Origin of the sequence: Weizmannia sp. FSL W8-0401 (assembly GCF_038009125.1) — a bacterium.
Classification (GTDB): domain Bacteria; phylum Bacillota; class Bacilli; order Bacillales; family Bacillaceae_C; genus Weizmannia; species Weizmannia coagulans.
The window spans coordinates 1,485,200-1,502,792 of the sequence record NZ_JBBPAG010000001.1; the positions used below are offsets into that span (position 1 = coordinate 1,485,200).

The window sequence follows — 17,593 nt, forward strand, 5'->3', positions numbered from 1 at the left end:
TTCAATCCCCGTTCTTTTTAATCCCTCGTTGCTGTTTACAAATACACCATAACTTTTTAAAGACAAAAAAAGATAATATATTAAAATAACTAATTTTAAGATTTGTTCGCTTATCCAAGTGTATTGCCCTTTAGAAAAGGGTACAAGAAATTATCCGGCAAGCATAATCACGTAACGATGACGGAGGGATAATGTATGAGCGAACAAATCCGAAATGGCAAAAAACCGGCAAAGGGGATTGCCCCAAATGTGGAATCCGATGCCTTATACAATGATAAAAGAAAAATTTTCCTCTTTGGTTCCCCAAGCTACACCAATATCGGGGACCAGGCCATTGCCTATGCGGAGGAAAAATTTATCCGCAACCATTTTCCTTATTACGAATACATTGAAATCATGGACTACGCGACGGATGACGGCATTGAATTTGTAAAAAACATCATCGGGAAAGATGACATCGTCTGCTTTACCGGTGGCGGCAATCTCGGCAGCCTCTACCTGGACATTGAAGAAGACCGCCGAAAAGTGATCTCGGCTTTTAAAAATTATAAAACGATCTCTATGCCGCAATCCGTTTATTTTGAACCGACCGAAAAAGGGCAGCGGGAGAAAAGGAAGTCGCAGGAAGCCTATGGCATGAATCCGAATTTGACCATATGTGCCCGCGAATCGCAAAGCCTGCAAATCGTCAAGGAAACCTTTCGTGCCAATGTGTTGTACACCCCCGATATGGTCCTGTCGTTAAAAATTGAGCCGCAGGATCTGGAAGGGGATGGCGTGCTTTTTGTGTTAAGGGCCGATAAAGAAAAAGTGACAGATGAAAATTTTGTTTCCGAGCTCATGGAAAGAGCTGCGAACATCGGGCCTGTTGACCGCACGGATACCGTGTTATCGGAAGTGGACGCGATCGATTACGCAGACAGGGAAAAATATTTTATGAAAATGCTGCACCGGATCGGCTCGCGCAAACTTGTCATTACCGACCGGCTGCACGCGATGATTTTTTCGATTATCACCAGAACGCCGTGCCTCGTATTCGGCAACAGCTACGGGAAAGCAAAACATTCCTATACCGACTGGCTTTCCGGATTGAATTTTATCCAGTATACGGACAAGCAGGATCCAGACGAACTCGAACCGTTGATCGCCCGCCTGCTTCAGACGGAACCGAATGAAATAGATCTGTCGGAAGATTTCCAGGTGCTGCGGGATTATTTTAAATCTTAAACGATGCGTGCCATTCCGATGCCGGCCGCATCAGACACGCTTTTGTGCATGCCTACTCGGCTGGCATCCGCCGGGCTTTTTTAAACAAGGCGTGCATGTTTGCCGCATGCCTGCAAATAGTAAAATAAGCGGGGAAAGCAGGGCGGGGCAGCCTGCTCATGCGCGGCCCGGCTGAACGTCCATCAACCTCGAAGGAGAATGCATATGAAGAAAAAAGATCCTTTTCTGGAAGGCGCGAAAGTCACGAAAGACAACCAAATATACGGGACGCCGAACAGCAAAGCAAAAGACGGAACCGGAAATTCACCGAATGATGATGTAAGAGAAAAAAATAACCGGTAGCCAGACCGGATGCACGGTTTGAATTGGCGGAAAAAGACTGCTCTCTTCATCAGGGGCGGTCTTTTTCTAAAACAAGAAAAAAAGGAATGTTTAAATTATTCTATGATAATAAAATATTTGTTCCTTGTATATAAACAATTGTATTCTGGGTAAAAACATATTACAATTAAAAAGTAATTTGTGACAATGCTATTTTTCTATTTTTTAAGCATGTTTGAAAAAAACAGCGGGAGTGAATGGCGTGGAAGGAAGAGAGTTAAACAGAGGGTTGCATGCGCGGCATATTCAAATGATCGCGATTGGCGGCACAATCGGTGTCGGGTTGTTTATGGGGTCTGCCAGCACCATTAAATGGACAGGTCCGTCCGTGTTGCTCGCGTATGCGATTGCCGGTATTTTTATCTTTTTTATTATGCGTGCAATGGGGGAAATGCTCTACGTTGAGCCAAGCACGGGTTCCTTTGCCACATTCGGCCATCAATACATCCATCCGCTCGCAGGTTTTCTCACAGCCTGGAGCAACTGGTTCCAGTGGGTGATTGTCGGCATGTCGGAAATCATTGCGGTTGGATCTTACATGCAATTTTGGTTTCCGCACCTGCCGGCATGGATTCCGGGGTTTGTAGCCATGGTGATACTCGGAACGGCCAATCTCATATCTGTAAAATCATTTGGGGAGTTTGAGTTCTGGTTTGCAATGATTAAAGTGGTGACGATTATTTTTATGATTATCGCCGGGCTTGCCATCATTTTATTCGGGATCGGCAACGGGGGGCATGCCGTCGGGTTTTCCAATCTGTGGGAGCATGGCGGTTTCTTTACCGGCGGGCTGAAAGGTTTCTTCTTTGCCTTATCTTTGGTAGTGGCAGCCTACCAGGGCGTTGAGCTGATCGGGATTACGGCGGGCGAAGCAAAAGACCCCCGCCATACATTGAAAAATGCGATCCAAAATATCATTTGGCGCATATTGATCTTCTATATTGGCGCCATTTTCGTCATTGTTACGCTTTATCCGTGGAATGAACTGGATTCCATCGGCAGCCCGTTTGTGGCGACTTTTGCAAAAATCGGCATTACGGCCGCAGCCGGCATCATCAATTTTGTTGTCGTCACCGCCGCCTTATCCGGTTGCAACAGCGGCATCTACAGCGCCGGCCGGATGCTGTATACGCTCGGCGTAAACGGCCAGGCGCCGAAGATTTTCACGAAAGTGTCGGGCAACGGCGTCCCGCTTTTAGGTACAATCGGTGTGCTTGCCGGCCTCGTGATTGGTGTGGTGCTAAGCTATATCGCACCGAAAAATCTGTTCGTCTATGTATACAGCGCAAGCGTCCTGCCGGGGATGGTGCCGTGGTTTGTCATTTTAATCAGCCAGATCCAGTTCAGAAAGATGAAAAAGGCTGAAATGAAAAACCATCCGTTTAAAATGCCGTTTGCACCTGTTTCCAACTATGTAACCATTGCATTTTTAATCGCTGTCCTGATCGGCATGTGGTTTAATGATGAAACGAGGATGTCACTTGTTGCGGGTATTGTCTTTCTTGGTCTTGTTACGGTTTGCTATTTTGTTTTCGGCATTGGCCGTTCGGCGGAGCCTGCAGCATCCAAAGGGAAAAAGATACTGGATCACCCCCAATAATGGGCAAAAATAGCGTGCGATTTGCGCACGCTATTTTTGTTCATTTACGATGTCCGTTATCCCGGCTCCGGCTTTCTTCTTCAACCGTCCAAGCACTTTCTCCAGTTCGTCCGGCTGCAGAAATTCAACGGGCGAAAACCCTTTTTCAAAGAGGATGGATTCAGACTCGACGATCGTGATATACCGGTCTCCGATTTTGGCAAGATGGACCGTTTCACCAAAATCAGAAAGGAGGGCATTCACCGAAATATGGTCCAGTTTCATCTGCAAATCGGCTTCCGGAGCGGTTTCGGCAATCTGGGCCGCGGCTTCAATGACCTGTTCCGCCGGCAACCGCTCCTGTAACGCCCGCTTGGGGCTTGCTTCCCAAATCTCAAGTTCTTTTTCCAATTGCTCGTATTCGATGCTGTCTTCATGCAGCACTTCCTGAAAATGTTCTTCCACCATCGTCTTCACTTGCGCTTTCATGATTTCCGGCATCGATTCGCCATATTCCACATACTTTAAAAATTCTTCGAAATAACGGGCGTGGGATGCCTGGTGAATTTTCAGCTCTGATTCTTCAATCATGCCTTCTTCCGGCATATGCGGATACTGGATGGATTTCATGCCTTTTGTGGTAATCGCCATTTCCACTTTTTTCAACAATGTGGATTCATCGGCAATCGCGGCGACTTTCGGTTCGAAATCGCATTTCAACAAAAAAACAAACGGTTCATCGAAGTATTTCCGCATCGTTGCATTTGCGATCAGAAACGCGCCGTCTCTGACAGCATTGGTGTCCAGATAGGCGGCGAGAAAGGCTTCGCTTGCTTTTTGAAAATCACCAATCGTGCCGGCCATGCGCGCACGGTTAAACAAATTGAAGTTCGGGTTGGAGTCAAGGCCGTAGCCCGGTTCCACAATAAAGCGGCCGATTTTCGTCGGTACTTGTTCGGACTTCGGATGCTTATCCACTTTCCTTTTTACGATTTTTTCAAGTTCGCCATCGAGAAAGTCTTTTACGTTACTTATCTCATAATTTTCGCGATCTAAAGTTTGAAAGTGCCTGAACTGTTTTCTCGTTTGTTCGCCCTCCCCGTCTGTCTGGATGACATAAAAGGAAAGGAAATTGATGTTAAAATCCAATCGTTTCACCCGGTTTCTCTTTTTTCACTGAGCACTATTTTACTTGAAAAAACGGTTTTCCACAATGTGCTTGCTGGACGCGGATGATTTGCGGGATTAAAATGGATAGGAAAACGGATTTTTGAAAAAAGAGGTGGAGATTTGCAAACCTTTTTACATATTCTGCTTTTAAGTATGGTTGAACTTGTCAACCTGCTTGGAACGATCATTGTGGTCGGGTTTGTGCTCGGTTTTTTGGAAAAGCGGGCAACGGCCTTCATTTACCACGTTTTCGGGTGGAAGGGGATTGCGGTGACGGCATGGCTCGGTACGCCGGTCCATGAATTTAGCCATGCCTTGATGTGCGGCATTTTCAGGCATGAAATTGTCGAGATCAAATGGCTCCAGCTGAAAAGCGGTGATGGCACGCTTGGGTATGTAAGCCACCAATACAACCCGGGCAGCATTTACCAGAAAATCGGAAATTTTTTCATTGGAACTGCCCCGGTGTATATCGGCATTTTGATTTTGTCGCTAGGCATGTATGTTTTATTGCCGGATACATACCGGCCGTTCATGCAGGCAATCAGGACAGGGCTTCATCCGTATTCCGGCCTCGAAAGTTTCTTTGCATTTTTTGGCCATTCTATCGGCGCACTCGCCAGCTATCTTTTTTCAATCGAAAACTTGATGAACCCCCGTTTTTGGATTTTTGCCATTGCCGGCATTTGCATTTCCTCGCATATTTCGTTGAGCACCGCGGATTTAAAAGGGGCATGGAACGGCTGCCTGTCAATTTTTGGTTTTCTTGTTTTCCTGAATGTGGCCGGTTTTCTCTTCGGATTCCGGACAAGCGGCCTGATTGCGCGCATCTCGGCTTATAATTCATATATTTTGGCGTTTTCAGGCATTGCGTTTCTGTTTTCTTTAATTTGGATGAGCATTGGTTTGCTCTCTATTTTGGCAAAAAAGAGGCGGTAAGGAAAAAACGCGGCATGCTTCCTTTTGCCGCGTTTTTTCTGTTATACTGCCCGGGCACGCGCCGTTTTTAAGCTGAGCAGAAAGAAAAATGCGCTCACTGCAATTAAAACAGCTGACAGGATAAGAAAACGGGCTGTTGACATGCCACTTGCGAACACAACGCCGAGCACGACGGACGACAGGATCGAGCCTAAATACCGGCATGTTTGGAAAAGGCCGGAGCTTGTGCCGACCATGGTTTCGGGCGATTCGTTCAGCATCGCCGCCTGCAGCGCAACATTACCGATCCCGTAACCGATGCCCAGGATAAACAGAATCACACCCATCAGCCAGACCGGGGCATGGATAAAGAAAAATGCCATGAAAACGGCGCCGGCAATCATGGTTAAAGCACCGATACGGATCGGCCCGGCGGTTCCGGCATGGTCGATCCATTTGCCCGAAACGAGGGAAATGAGGATGCTTGCGCCGGACATAAAGAGCATCATGAACCCGCTGGTGTGCACGCTGAAATGGAGCCCGTCCTGGTAGAAGCTCGGCAGCCCGAAGAACAAACAGTAATTGAATAAATTCAACACGATAAATTGCAAATACACAACAGAGAGGGACCGGTGTTTGTATAAAAAGCGGACATCAATAAACGGACGGTCCGTTCTGGTTTCATAGATCACAAATAGGACAAGCAGCACAATGCCTGCCGCACCGGTCCAAATATGGACAGATGATTCCAGTTCCAGCAGAAAATACAAAAGCAGCACAAGCCCGGCAGCAAACAGGAAAATGCCGGTCCAGTCGAGCTCGTGCACAACATCTTTGAAAGAAGCATGCCTGTTCTCCGGATCTTTCGGGAAGATAAACCAGCCAAGCAGAAAACTAATCAAGATAAAAGGAAAGTTCACGAGAAAAATCGACGGCCAGCCGCCAATCCCGATTAAAATCCCGCCGGCAGTCGGCCCGAGTGCCGTCATGGCCGACGCAAAAATGGAAAGGACAGCAAGCGCCGAGGCCTGGTTTTCATGAATATGGGTACGAATCAGTGCGACACCGGACGGATAAATGGCACTGGAACCGATCGATTGGAAAAGCCGCATGAGAAGCAGCACGAAAAAGGCCGGTGCAAGCGGCGCGCCGATTGCCGAAACGGCAACAAGCAACAGCCCTGCAAGAAACATTTTTTTGCGCCCGATCATATCGCCGATTTTTCCGGTTACAGGCTGGGCAACCGCGCTTGCCAAATAAAAGGATGAAATGAGCCACGACACAGTTGAAAAACTCAAATGGAAATCTTTTTGGATGCTGTGAAGGGCGAGCGAGATCATCGATGAATTCAGCGGGTTCAGCATCGTACCGGAAGCGATGGCCGTTAAAAAAACCGTTCTATTGGATAAAGCCATAACAATCCCCCTCGCTTCAGATGAAAGACTTCTTTCTACAGAATATCCTTTTCATTTTCTTTCATGCCCGTTCAAAAACAGAAGTATCATACAACAAATATTTCGGGTGTGCAAATATTATGCCAGTGAAGATCCGGTATCCCGGCCTGAATCTGGCCAGGCCCGGGAGTGCAGCTGAAACACATCAGGCATGCCCTCTAAAGCCGTATAAATTCAGCCAATACTGCAGGAAAACACCGGCTGTTCGCTTGGTAAACTTAATTACAGAGCAGTTTGTCCTGTGAGTATATATTCGCCACATCACACGAAGCATTCCGGTTTGCGATTTCCGTTTTTTCTGTCATAATAAAGAAACAAAAACAAGAAGAATTGAGGTAGGAACATGAACGTTAAAATCAATCGGAATGCTGCAAAAATGTTAAAAAAAATATTGGATGAAGGAGATGCGGAAGGAAAAATGATCCGCGTCTTTGTGGCCCAGATGCACGGCGACCATGCCCATTACGATATTACGCTGGATACGCCGGGAGAACAGGATGAAATTGTCAAAACGGATAAGGGCATTGATATTTTGCTTGATTCGCGCGAGCCGTATTTGGACGGCATCTGGATCCAGTATTTTTACGTACCGCAGGAAGAATTTGTAATTACAAACCCGCGGATTGAACGCGAACACGGTCATCACCATCACCATTGATTTTTTTGAACTTTATGTTGAAGGGCTGTGCTTTTCCAGGCTATGGACATTTTGAAAAAGGGGATGAAGAGGATGAAGAATAATCCGGTTTTGCTATTGTCTTACGGAGAGAAAGAAGGCGGGTAGAGACAGAAATGACGGGAGGAGGACGACGGTTTGTTTAGTGTACTGGGGAAATTAGGCTGGTTTTTTAAAGCATATTGGAAAAGATATGCGATTGCAGTGCTTGCACTTTCGGTTGTCAACTTGCTGGAAGTGCTCCCGCCGATGATTCTCGGCGATTCCATTGATAAAATATTCACCGGGGAGATGACAGCGCACATTTTTTCCCTCTATATCGGCGTTATGCTGGCGATTGCAGCTGCCCTTTACGGCCTGACCTATATATGGCAGTATAACTTGTTCGGCGGGGCGTTTATCGTGGAAAAAATGCTGCGGTCCCGGTTAATGAACCATTTTTTAAAAATGGCGCCCCCTTTTTTTGAACGGAACCGTACGGGCGATCTTATGGCGCGGGCGACGAATGATTTGCGGGCAGTATCCCAGACAGCGGGTTTCGGGATTCTGACGCTTGTTGATTCAACAATGTATATGCTGACCATTATTCTGACCATGGCCGTGCTGATCTCATGGAAGTTAACGCTCGTTTCGATCTTGCCGCTTCCGTTTCTGGCAGCCGGCATTAAAGTGCTGGGAGAGAAAATCCATAAACGCTTTACAGTCGCCCAGGACGCCTTCGGGGATTTAAATAACCGGGTGCTGGAGTCGGTTGCCGGCGTCCGTGTCATCCGTGCTTATAACCAGGAAAAAGCGGACGTATCAAGATTCCGGGCGATGACGGAGGACGTTTATCAAAAAAACATTGCGGTCGAAAAAATTGACGCGCTTTTTAACCCGCTGACAAAGATCATTACCGGGATGAGTTACACGATCGGCCTTGCTTACGGCACTTATCTCGTTTTTCACCAGCAAATTACACTTGGAAATCTTGTTTCCTTTAATGTCTATTTGGGCATGCTGACATGGCCGATGTTTGCGATCGGGGAATTAATGAATGTCATGCAGCGCGGCAATGCTTCGCTGGATCGTGTAAATGAAACATTGCGGTATGCGGAAGATGTAAAAGACCCGGAAAACCCGAAAACGGTTGAACAGCCGGATATCATAGAATTTGCCGATTATACTTTCCACTATCCGAAGTCGCGGGAAGAGAACCTGAAGCATATTCATTTAAAGATCAAAAAAGGGGAGACGGTCGGAATCACCGGCAAAACCGGCAGCGGAAAAACAACGTTGATCAAACAGCTGTTGCGCGAATACCCGCTTGGAAGCGGCCGGCTGCTTGTGTCCGGCGTCCCGATTGAACAACTGAGCAAAGAAGAAGTGTTAGGCTGGATCGGGTATGTGCCGCAGGACCATGTGCTTTTCTCCAGAACGGTGAAAGAAAACATTCTGTTCGGTACCGATTCGGCTGGGGAAGCGGAACTGCAGAAAGCAATCCGGACCGCATCGCTTGAAAAAGATATTGAAATGCTCCCGGACGGCCTTGAAACGCTTGTCGGCGAAAAAGGGGTGGCTTTATCAGGCGGGCAGAAACAGCGGATCTCGATTGCACGGGCCGTCATAAAAGATCCGGAAATTCTGATCCTGGATGACGCGCTGTCCGCTGTCGATGCCAAGACCGAGGCGTCCATTATTGCGAACATCCGGAAAGAGCGGAAAAATAAAACGACCATCATCGCGACCCACCGGCTGTCGGCGATTGAACACGCCCAGTGGATTGTCGTCCTCGATAACGGCCTTATCACAGAGGAAGGGACGCACGAACAGCTGTTGAAAAACAAGGGCTGGTATTACGAACAGTACATGCGCCAACAGCTCAAGTCCCGTGAGGAGGTGGAAGCATAATGGCTGCAAAACGGCTTTTCCGCTATGCGATGAACTTTAAAAGTTCCATTTTGATTGCGCTCGCGGCCCTTATGGTTGCCGTTGGGGCGGATGTGTTCAGCCCGATCGTGGCAAAAACGATGATTGACCGCCATATCACCGGCATTGAAAGCGTATGGGTGGAGACCCATGATGCCCGCCAGGCGGTTTCTTATCACGGCCGCCATTACAAACGGCTTGTTTATGCTTCCGCTGAGGAGAAAAAAGGAAAGAAGCGGACGATTGTCCAGGCAGGAAGAAACTTTTATTTCGTAAAAGGCCGTGTTGAAACCGGCGGGAAAAATACGTACCGGGACGGAAAACTGTATATGACCTATAATGGCAAAACGGCTTCTTACCGGGCGGAAAAGATATCCTATGCGGGCGTGCTCCGCTTTTACAGCCCGGAAATCCCGTATATTTTGAAACTGTTAATCTTGTATTTCGGCCTTTATGTTGTGTCGGGATTCGGCCAGTTTACGCAATATTTTTATTTGCAAAAAGCTGCAAACCGGATTATCCAGAAAATGCGGAATGACCTTTTTATCCACTTGCAAAAATTGCCGATCCCATTTTTTGACAACCTGCCGGCCGGAAAGATTGTCTCGCGCATCACCAATGATACGGAAGCCATCCACGAATTGTATGTGGCCGTGCTGTCAAACTTTTTCAGCGGCCTGGTTTATATTGCCGGCATTTATATTGCGATGTTTTTGCTCGACTGGAAACTTGCGCTTGTCTGCCTGTTGTTAATGCCCATTTTATGGCTGTGGATGCGGGTATACCGGAAGTTTGCCCAGCAGTACAACCGGATGATCCGTTCGAAAGTGAGCGAAATGAATGCCATGATCAATGAGTCGATCCAGGGCATGCCGGTCATTCAGGCTTTCCGGCGCGAAAAGCAAACGAAGGAAACCTTTGAACAGCTGAATCGGACGCATTTTAAATACCAGAACAAAATGCTGATGTTAAACGCCTTGTCGTCCCATAATTTAACCGGCATTTTAAAAAATCTCGTGCTTGTGGCGTTTCTCTGGTATTTCGGGCACAGCGCCCTTTCCGGTTTGTCAGCCGGGCTCTCCGTCGGCCTTTTGTATGCCTATGTGGACTATATTAACCGGCTGTTTAACCCGATCAGCAATATTGTCAACCAGTTCAGCAATCTTGAGCAGGCGCTTGTTGCCGGCGAACGTGTTTTCAGGCTGCTGGACGAAAAAGGCGAGGATGCGGAGGCGAAATCCGTACCGCGCTTTAAAGGGCATGTGGAGTTCCGGCACGTCTTTTTCGGCTACAAAGAAAACGAATATGTGCTGAAAGACATTGACTTTGAGGCAAAGCCGGGTGAAACGGTCGCGCTTGTCGGCCATACCGGATCCGGGAAAAGTTCCATTATGAATGTGCTGTTCCGTTTTTACGACTGTAATGAAGGAGAAATCCGGATTGACGGGACGGATATCCGGTCGCTTCCGCGGCAGGCCGTCCGTGAACATATGGCGATCGTGCTGCAGGACCCGTATTTGTTTACCGGCACGATTTATTCAAATGTCAGCCTCGGGGACCCGCGGATTACAAGAGAAAAAGCGGCTGCCGTGTTAAAAGCGGTCGGCGCCGATCAAGTGATCGGAAATCTGGAAGAAGGGCTCGATGAACCGGTCTTTGAAAAGGGGAGCACTTTATCGAGCGGGCAGCGCCAGCTCATCTCGTTTGCCCGCGCACTTGCTTTTGACCCGGCTATCTTAATTCTTGATGAGGCGACGTCCAATATTGATACGGAAACGGAATTGGCCATCCAGCATGCCATGGATGTCCTGAAAAAAGGAAGGACCACGTTTATCATTGCCCACCGGCTTTCCACCATCAAAAATGCCGACCAAATTTTGGTGTTGGACCGCGGCCGGATTGTGGAGCGCGGAAGCCATGAAGAGCTGATGGAAAGAAAAGGGAAGTATTATCAAATGTACCAAATGCAGCATTCAGGCGGAACGGAAGCAGCCGGATAAATCCGGCAAGGCGAAGCGAAATCTGTACTATAACAAACGGGCAGGGAAATTCTCTGCCCGTTTTATTTTTTCTTTAATTGTTCCTGGGCTATCCGGACCAGTTCTTTCACCATGTTTCCGCCGATCGGCCCGCCGACTTTCCCGGCCTGTTCAGCCGTCAGTTTGCCGTTATAGCCTTTTTGAAGCGGAATGCCGCGTTCACTGGCCACCTCGTATTTGATATCGTCCGGGTGGTCCGTATCGGTACGATATCCTTCTTTGGCCATCACTTCGGTTTTGAACCGGTCAAGCGCGCTTCTTGATTCTGCGATAAGCGGTTTTCTTTTTCGTTTTGGCATGCGGATTCCCTCCCCTTAATAGGATGCGGATGGCCAGCTGCCTTTATGCGCCGGGGAGAAAAAACGAAAAATGTTTTTTTTGAAAAAATCATACAGGATATTTAAAATCTGTATGGAATATTTGTATAATAAGAACTGTAATAATACAGCAAATAAAAAGGGAGTATGCAACGTGAAAAAAGCAGTAATTGGTGCATTGCAGATCGGGTTGCTCTGGGTCATTTACGAAATCGGGCTGGAAGCAGTCAAAATCCTGCATTTGCCGGTACCGGGGAATGTATTTGGCATGTTGGTGCTGTTTCTTTTATTGATCACGGGCATTTTGAAACTGCAGTGGATCGATACGGGCGCAACATGGATTTTAAAACATTTATCCTTCTTTTTTATTCCGATTTCCGTCGGGCTGATGTCGCTCGGTTCATTTTTCCTCCATAATGGCGTGGTGCTGATCGTGATACTGGCTGTCAGCGCGGTAGCCGGCATTGTAGGGACGGGGATGTCCGCCCAGCTTTTGGCAAGGGGGCGTGAGGCAAGCCATGAGCAGCAGTTACGCCGTGACACTTTATAGCATTTTCATCACCGTTTTCGTTTACCTGCTGTCGTTGCGGTTATCGAGAAGGTTTCCTTCCCCGTTCACAACGCCTGTATTTTTCAGTACGGTGGTATTGATCGTGCTATTGGCCTCAAGCCATATATCCTATAAAGCGTATCTTCCCGCAAAAGGGGTCATGACCTATTTTCTCGGCCCGGCCACCGTTGCGTTGGCTGTGCCGCTTTATAAAAACAGGGCGATTCTTGCGCGCTATTTTCTGCCGGTTGTCGGCGGCATTCTTTCAGGCAGCATGCTGACTGTCGGGACCGCCCTCGCCCTGGCCAAAGTTTTTCAGCTGTCGCACAATATTTTTGCTTCCCTTGCCGTGAAATCCGTCACCGTGCCGGTTGCAAGCGAGGTAGCAAAAATCATCGGCGGCAATGAGGTGCTGGTCGCCGGGTTTGTGATGATTACCGGGATGATCGGCGCCATGTTCGGCCTGAAGCTCTTATCTTTGGCGCGCGTCCACGACCCGGTATCGCGGGGCCTTGCGCTCGGCACGATTTCCCATGGGATCGGAACGGGGGAAGCCGTGAAGGAAGGGGAGCTGCAAGGTGCCGTATCAGGGGTGGCAATGGGGATGGCCGCCATTTTAACTTCTTTTATCCTGCCATGGTTGTTCTAAACCGGGATAAATATATATTACAGCTAAAGGGGTAGATACTGATGATGAAGACGCCGCTTCTGCTTTCTACTATGATCGAGAGGGCTGAACGCTATTTTCCCGAAAAATATGTTATTTCACGGACACACACCGGGATTCAGCGGATTCCGTATCGTGAAATTGCAAAACGGACACGCCGGCTTGCCAGTGCGCTGGAAAAACTCGGGATGAAAAAAGGAGACCGGGTTGGTACGTTTGCATGGAACCACCACCGCCATTTAGAGGCCTATTTTGCCGTGCCATGCCGTGGGGCTGTCCTTCATATGGTTAACATCCGTTTGTCAGAAGACCACCTCACCCATGTCATTAACCATGCGGAAGATAAAATTTTGCTTATTGATGTAGATCTCGTTCCGGTGATTGAAAAAATCCGGGATCGCCTGAAAACGGTCGAGCATTTTATCATTATGAGCGATGAGAAGGCGATTCCGGAAACTACCTTGTTTCCTGTCTCCTCTTATGAAGCCATCCTGGAAGAAGGCGATGAGCGTTATCCGTTTTTACACGACCTTGATGAACATGCGCCAGCCGCGATGTGCTACACGTCGGCAACGACCGGCTATCCGAAAGGGGTTGTCTATTCCCACCGCGGCCTTTATTTGCACAGCATGGCGCTCGGGCTTAGTGACCAGCTCAGCGTTCAGGAACGCGACGTCGCCATGACGGTCGTTCCGATGTTTCATGTCAATGCCTGGGGCCTTCCCTATGCAGCCACCTGGTTCGGGGCAACCCAGGTGCTGCCGGGGCCTTCTTTTACACCGGAAATTCTCGCACAGCTCATTGAAAAAGAAAAAGTCACGATGACAGCAGGCGTCCCGACGATTTGGATCGGCATGCTGAAAGTGCTGCAGGAAAAGCCGTATGATATCAGCAGCCTCCGCCTGATCGTAAGCGGGGGTGCGGCATCGCCTAAGGGATTGATCCGTGCTTACGAGGAAACGTACAAAGTGCCGTTTATGACCGGCTACGGGATGACGGAAACGACCCCGGTTGTTTCGCTGGCCACGTTAAAAAGCAGTATGGACTCATTTACCGTGGACGAAATTGTGGATGTGAGAGGAAAAACCGGGCTGCCTGTTCCCGGTGTTGAGGTAAAAGTCGTCAATGAGAACGGGGAAGTGCCATGGGACGGAAAAACAATGGGAGAACTGATCGTAAGAGGGCCGTGGATTGCGGATGAATATTACAATGACGAGCGTACGCAGGAAGCATTCAGGGACGGCTGGCTGTATACCGGGGATATTGCGGTCGTGGACCAGGATGGGTACCTAAAGATTACCGACCGGACAAAAGATCTGATTAAAAGCGGCGGCGAATGGATTTCTTCTGTGGAAATTGAAAACGCTCTCATGTCGCATGAAGCGGTCTTTGAAGCAGCCGTCATTGCCGTTCCCCACCCGAAATGGCAGGAACGCCCGCTCGGCTGTGTGGTTTTAAAAAGCGGATATGAAAACAAAATCACGGCCGCGGAACTAAAAGATTATTTAAAAACCCAATTTGCCTCATGGTGGGTCCCGGACGACATTTTGTTTATGAAAGAAATCCCGAAAACGTCCGTCGGCAAGTTTTTAAAACGGGCATTGCGAGAACAGCTGCAGGACCATTATGCAGGCGTGCAGTAATGCATGTGGGAAAAAGCCGGAATCTTCCTATGGATTTCGGCTTTTTCATTCGATAATATAAAGGGGAGAGGTTTTAACGGAATGACGAAAGGATTCAAATGGAAATGCCCAAAACATGGAAGAAAAAGAAGCGGAACCGGGGTAAAACGTGGATCGTCCTGCTTATTCCGGTCATCGTGTTAAGCGCCTATTTTATTTTCGAAGAGAACATCCAGAAAAAAACGAATCCCCAAATCCCTGAAAAATACTTGCCCATTTATCTGGAAGCAGAGAAAAAATACGGGGTTCCTTGGTATGTGCTTGCCGCCCATCACCGGGTGGAAACCAGGTTTTCAACGATGAAGCCGATGGTCTCGCCGACCGGGGCCCAAGGCCCGATGCAATTTATGCCGTGCACATTTGTCGGCTGGAAGCACCCGTCATGCAGCGGCCTTGGAAAAGGAGACATCCCGGAAAGGGAAGAAACGGACCCAGCTGTCATAAAAAAATACGGAGGATACGGCGTCGATGCGGACGGGGACGGGAAAGCAGACCCGTTTAACGATAAAGACGCGATTTTCAGCGCGGCAAATTATTTGTCGAAAAACGGGGCAGCAAACGGGCAGATTCAAAAAGCGGTTTTTGCGTATAATCACAGCCGCAAATACGTGTCCGAAGTGATGTACTATGTACGCCTTTATCAAAAAGAAGGTTTAGAAAAAGCAAGCAAATAAAAAAGGGCGGTTCCGGCCGCCCTTTTTTACTGTTATGCTTTTCTTGCTATTCTTAAAATAAAGCTTAATACAAAGACGAGAATGATCGCCCCGATTAAAGCCGGTATGATCGCCATCCCTGCGATATGCGGCCCCCAGTTTCCGAAAATCGCGCCGCCAAGCCATGCACCGACAATCCCGGCAATAATGTTCCCGATGATACCGCCCGGGATGTCCCGTCCCATGATCAATCCTGCAAGCCATCCAATAATCCCGCCTACGATCAAATATAGAATAAACGACATTTTCACATTCCTCCTGTTAACTTAAGTTTCATATCTTGTTTTATCGAACTCGTTGTACTTATTGCCTTTTTTGTACCGGGCTAAACATGGGCAGTAATATTCCAAAACATCTAAAAAGACAAATATGTGGAACTTTTCAGGGGAAAGGGGAAAGCCGGCAATCCTTTGGTTTAAAGTTTACATATCATGCCCGGGATTGTGCTTTTGCCTTGAATGGTTCCGGTTTTTAACCTTTTTTGAGCCGCTTAACGGTTCCGGCTGCCCGCTGTTGTTTGTTTTTGGCTGGTTTCTGCGGATATCATTTCCGTCGTTTTTATTCACCATTTTCATCCCTCCAACTATACAATTTGCTTTTTGCAAAGCGGTTATACAGCATATCATGAAAAAAATTGAACATACTATCTTTTGAAGGAGAGATGACAATGCCTTACCATAAAGACAAACAGCAGGCGTTTCAAGCGGCCGGGCAGCACATGGCCCTGGCGGAAGACATCCTGCAGAATTTGGACATGGGCAGTGAAGATGCCGGGCACCAGCTCGCCCATTTGAAAGAAGAAATCAACGAAACGTACCAGGAGATCGAAAATGCGCTCGAAGTGGCGAGCGAAACGCAACGGGTGCAATTGGAACAGTTCCGGCGCGATTTGGATAAAATCGTAAAACATACAGGTTTGCATTAAAGCGGGGAGAAAGATCCCTGCTTTTTTTCATCTGCGCCCGGATCTGGTATAATATAGAATTGTATCAGGCCTGCGACGGGAAGGTTTATACATAATGAAAAGCAATGAACAGGAGGGAATCAAAATGGCTTTGCCAAATTTTGAACAGAATTTACAAAAATATGCGAAATTGCTCGTGGCAAAAGGCATCAATGTGAAACAGGGCGACTGGGTAAAAGTATATATTGCAGTCGACCAGGCAAAACTTGCGCGCCTTGTCGTAAAAGAAGCGTATGCACTGGGAGCGGAAAAAGTAATCGTCGAATGGTCGGATGATGAAATTACAAAACAGCATTACCTGAACCAGCCGCAGGAAGTGCTGACGCATATTCCGGATTACAAAATTGCCGAGACGGAAGACCATGTGCTTAACCATAAAGTGAGCCGGCTGTCTATTCTTTCTAGCGACCCCGGCCTGCTCAATGAGGTCGATCCGCACAAAGTGGCCGCTTATCAAAATACAGCGGCGAAAGCTTTCAAAGCGCAGCGGGTTGCAACGCAAAATGACGATATCAAATGGACGGTTGCTGCAGCGGCGGGGGCCGGATGGGCAAAAGCAGTATTTTCGGATTTAGAAACCGAAGAAGCACAGGTCGATGCGCTTTGGGACCAGATTTTTAAAACATGCCGTGTCTACGCGGACGACCCGGTTGCCGCCTGGGAACAACATAAACAGAAGTTAAATGAAAAAGCGGCGAAGCTAAACGGCATTCAATTCGATGCCCTTCATTATACGGCGCCGGGGACGGACCTTACACTCGGCCTTCCAAAAAACCATATTTGGGCCAGTGCGGGCAGCGTGAACCCGAAAGGCGAAGAATTCATTGCTAATATGCCGACAGAGGAAGTGTTTACTGCACCGGATACGCACAGGATGGAAGGCGTCGTGCGCAGCACAAAACCTTTAAGTTATGCAGGCACTTTAATCGAAGGCATTGTTGTCCATTTCAAAGACGGGAAAATTGTCGATATTTCTGCTGAAAAAGGCGAAGAAGCGATCAAAAAACTCGTATTTGAAAACGAAGGTGCAACAGGGCTCGGGGAAGTTGCGCTTGTACCGGATCCGTCGCCGATTTCCCAGTCCGGCATTACATTTTTCAATACATTGTTTGACGAGAATGCCTCAAACCACCTGGCCATTGGCGCAGCCTATCCGACAACGATCCAGGGCGGCACGAAAATGAGCGAAGAAGAACTGTTAAAACACGGCATGAACGTCTCCAATGTCCACGTTGACTTTATGATCGGCTCTGCTGATATGAATATTGACGGCATCAAACAGGATGGAACCGTTGTTCCGGTTTTCCGCAATGGGGACTGGGCCATCTAAAGAAAAACATCAATATTA

The 17,593-nt window shown here is 48.0% G+C and carries 18 protein-coding genes; 13 read left to right on the forward strand and 5 right to left on the reverse strand.

The window, feature by feature from the left end:
- Positions 1–195 precede the first annotated feature (195 nt).
- The 3 genes from NSU00_RS07035 to NSU00_RS07045 all read left to right on the forward strand — a co-directional run bounded on the left by NSU00_RS07035 (position 196) and on the right by NSU00_RS07045 (position 3,208).
- A complete protein-coding gene (locus NSU00_RS07035) occupies positions 196–1,227 on the forward strand; it encodes a polysaccharide pyruvyl transferase family protein (RefSeq protein ID WP_340702595.1) in 1,032 nt (343 codons plus the stop codon).
- A gap of 204 nt (positions 1,228–1,431) precedes the next feature.
- On the forward strand, positions 1,432–1,569 hold the full coding sequence (locus tag NSU00_RS07040; RefSeq protein WP_017552812.1) for a hypothetical protein: 138 nt from the start codon (positions 1,432–1,434) through the stop codon (positions 1,567–1,569).
- Positions 1,570–1,810: 241 nt separating this feature from the next.
- The gene (locus NSU00_RS07045) at positions 1,811–3,208 is read left to right on the forward strand and encodes an amino acid permease (RefSeq protein WP_340702596.1); all 1,398 of its coding nucleotides are present in this window, start codon (positions 1,811–1,813) and stop codon (positions 3,206–3,208) included.
- A gap of 30 nt (positions 3,209–3,238) precedes the next feature.
- Here the strand turns inward: NSU00_RS07045 and NSU00_RS07050 are convergent, their stop codons facing one another.
- Positions 3,239–4,336 (reverse strand): DUF3900 domain-containing protein, encoded by a 1,098-nt coding sequence (locus NSU00_RS07050; RefSeq protein WP_328194356.1) that lies wholly within the window; start codon positions 4,334–4,336, stop codon positions 3,239–3,241.
- 141 nt (positions 4,337–4,477) lie between these two features.
- Here NSU00_RS07050 and NSU00_RS07055 point away from each other — a divergent pair, with 141 nt between their 5' ends.
- Positions 4,478–5,296, forward strand: coding sequence for a hypothetical protein (locus NSU00_RS07055; protein ID WP_340702597.1), 819 nt, complete (start codon positions 4,478–4,480; stop codon positions 5,294–5,296).
- Positions 5,297–5,337: 41 nt separating this feature from the next.
- On the opposite strand, the gene NSU00_RS07060 is transcribed toward NSU00_RS07055, so the two are convergent.
- Entirely contained in the window at positions 5,338–6,690 is a 1,353-nt protein-coding gene (locus tag NSU00_RS07060) for an MFS transporter (RefSeq protein ID WP_340703566.1), read from the reverse strand.
- 382 nt (positions 6,691–7,072) lie between these two features.
- Here NSU00_RS07060 and NSU00_RS07065 point away from each other — a divergent pair, with 382 nt between their 5' ends.
- From NSU00_RS07065 to NSU00_RS07075, 3 genes are all read left to right on the forward strand, one after another.
- Positions 7,073–7,387, forward strand: a complete 315-nt coding sequence (locus NSU00_RS07065) for a heme biosynthesis protein HemY (RefSeq protein WP_019721208.1) — start codon at positions 7,073–7,075, stop codon at positions 7,385–7,387.
- Between the two features lie 156 nt (positions 7,388–7,543).
- A complete protein-coding gene (locus NSU00_RS07070) occupies positions 7,544–9,295 on the forward strand; it encodes an ABC transporter ATP-binding protein (protein WP_029141605.1) in 1,752 nt (583 codons plus the stop codon).
- A complete protein-coding gene (locus NSU00_RS07075) occupies positions 9,295–11,313 on the forward strand; it encodes an ABC transporter ATP-binding protein (protein WP_340702599.1) in 2,019 nt (672 codons plus the stop codon). Before NSU00_RS07070 ends, NSU00_RS07075 begins: the two co-directional genes overlap by 1 nt.
- A gap of 62 nt (positions 11,314–11,375) precedes the next feature.
- On the opposite strand, the gene NSU00_RS07080 is transcribed toward NSU00_RS07075, so the two are convergent.
- A complete protein-coding gene (locus NSU00_RS07080; protein ID WP_013859296.1) occupies positions 11,376–11,651 on the reverse strand; it encodes an alpha/beta-type small acid-soluble spore protein in 276 nt (91 codons plus the stop codon).
- Between the two features lie 172 nt (positions 11,652–11,823).
- Between NSU00_RS07080 and NSU00_RS07085 the strand changes: the two genes are divergently transcribed.
- From NSU00_RS07085 to NSU00_RS07100, 4 genes are all read left to right on the forward strand, one after another.
- Positions 11,824–12,219 carry a CidA/LrgA family protein gene (locus NSU00_RS07085; RefSeq protein ID WP_041819658.1) on the forward strand — a complete coding sequence of 132 codons (396 nt, stop codon included), beginning with the start codon at positions 11,824–11,826 and terminating at the stop codon, positions 12,217–12,219.
- The gene (locus NSU00_RS07090; protein ID WP_195850334.1) at positions 12,188–12,868 is read left to right on the forward strand and encodes an LrgB family protein; all 681 of its coding nucleotides are present in this window, start codon (positions 12,188–12,190) and stop codon (positions 12,866–12,868) included. Before NSU00_RS07085 ends, NSU00_RS07090 begins: the two co-directional genes overlap by 32 nt.
- A 41-nt stretch (positions 12,869–12,909) precedes the next feature.
- Positions 12,910–14,529 (forward strand): long-chain fatty acid--CoA ligase, encoded by a 1,620-nt coding sequence (locus NSU00_RS07095; RefSeq protein WP_340703567.1) that lies wholly within the window; start codon positions 12,910–12,912, stop codon positions 14,527–14,529.
- A 104-nt stretch (positions 14,530–14,633) separates the two neighbouring features.
- The gene (locus tag NSU00_RS07100) at positions 14,634–15,242 is read left to right on the forward strand and encodes a lytic transglycosylase domain-containing protein (protein WP_340703568.1); all 609 of its coding nucleotides are present in this window, start codon (positions 14,634–14,636) and stop codon (positions 15,240–15,242) included.
- A 32-nt stretch (positions 15,243–15,274) separates the two neighbouring features.
- On the opposite strand, the gene NSU00_RS07105 is transcribed toward NSU00_RS07100, so the two are convergent.
- Positions 15,275–15,526, reverse strand: coding sequence for a GlsB/YeaQ/YmgE family stress response membrane protein (locus NSU00_RS07105; protein ID WP_013859301.1), 252 nt, complete (start codon positions 15,524–15,526; stop codon positions 15,275–15,277).
- Positions 15,527–15,703: 177 nt separating this feature from the next.
- Complete coding sequence (locus tag NSU00_RS07110; RefSeq protein ID WP_013859302.1) at positions 15,704–15,850, reverse strand: small acid-soluble spore protein P; 147 nt, start codon at positions 15,848–15,850, stop codon at positions 15,704–15,706.
- Positions 15,851–15,948: 98 nt separating this feature from the next.
- On the opposite strand from NSU00_RS07110, the gene NSU00_RS07115 reads away from it, so the two are divergent.
- Positions 15,949–16,206: a hypothetical protein gene (locus tag NSU00_RS07115; RefSeq protein ID WP_061566580.1), complete on the forward strand. Its 258-nt coding sequence runs from the start codon at positions 15,949–15,951 to the stop codon at positions 16,204–16,206.
- Positions 16,207–16,330: 124 nt separating this feature from the next.
- Positions 16,331–17,575, forward strand: coding sequence for an aminopeptidase (locus NSU00_RS07120; protein WP_029141600.1), 1,245 nt, complete (start codon positions 16,331–16,333; stop codon positions 17,573–17,575).
- Positions 17,576–17,593 lie beyond the last annotated feature (18 nt).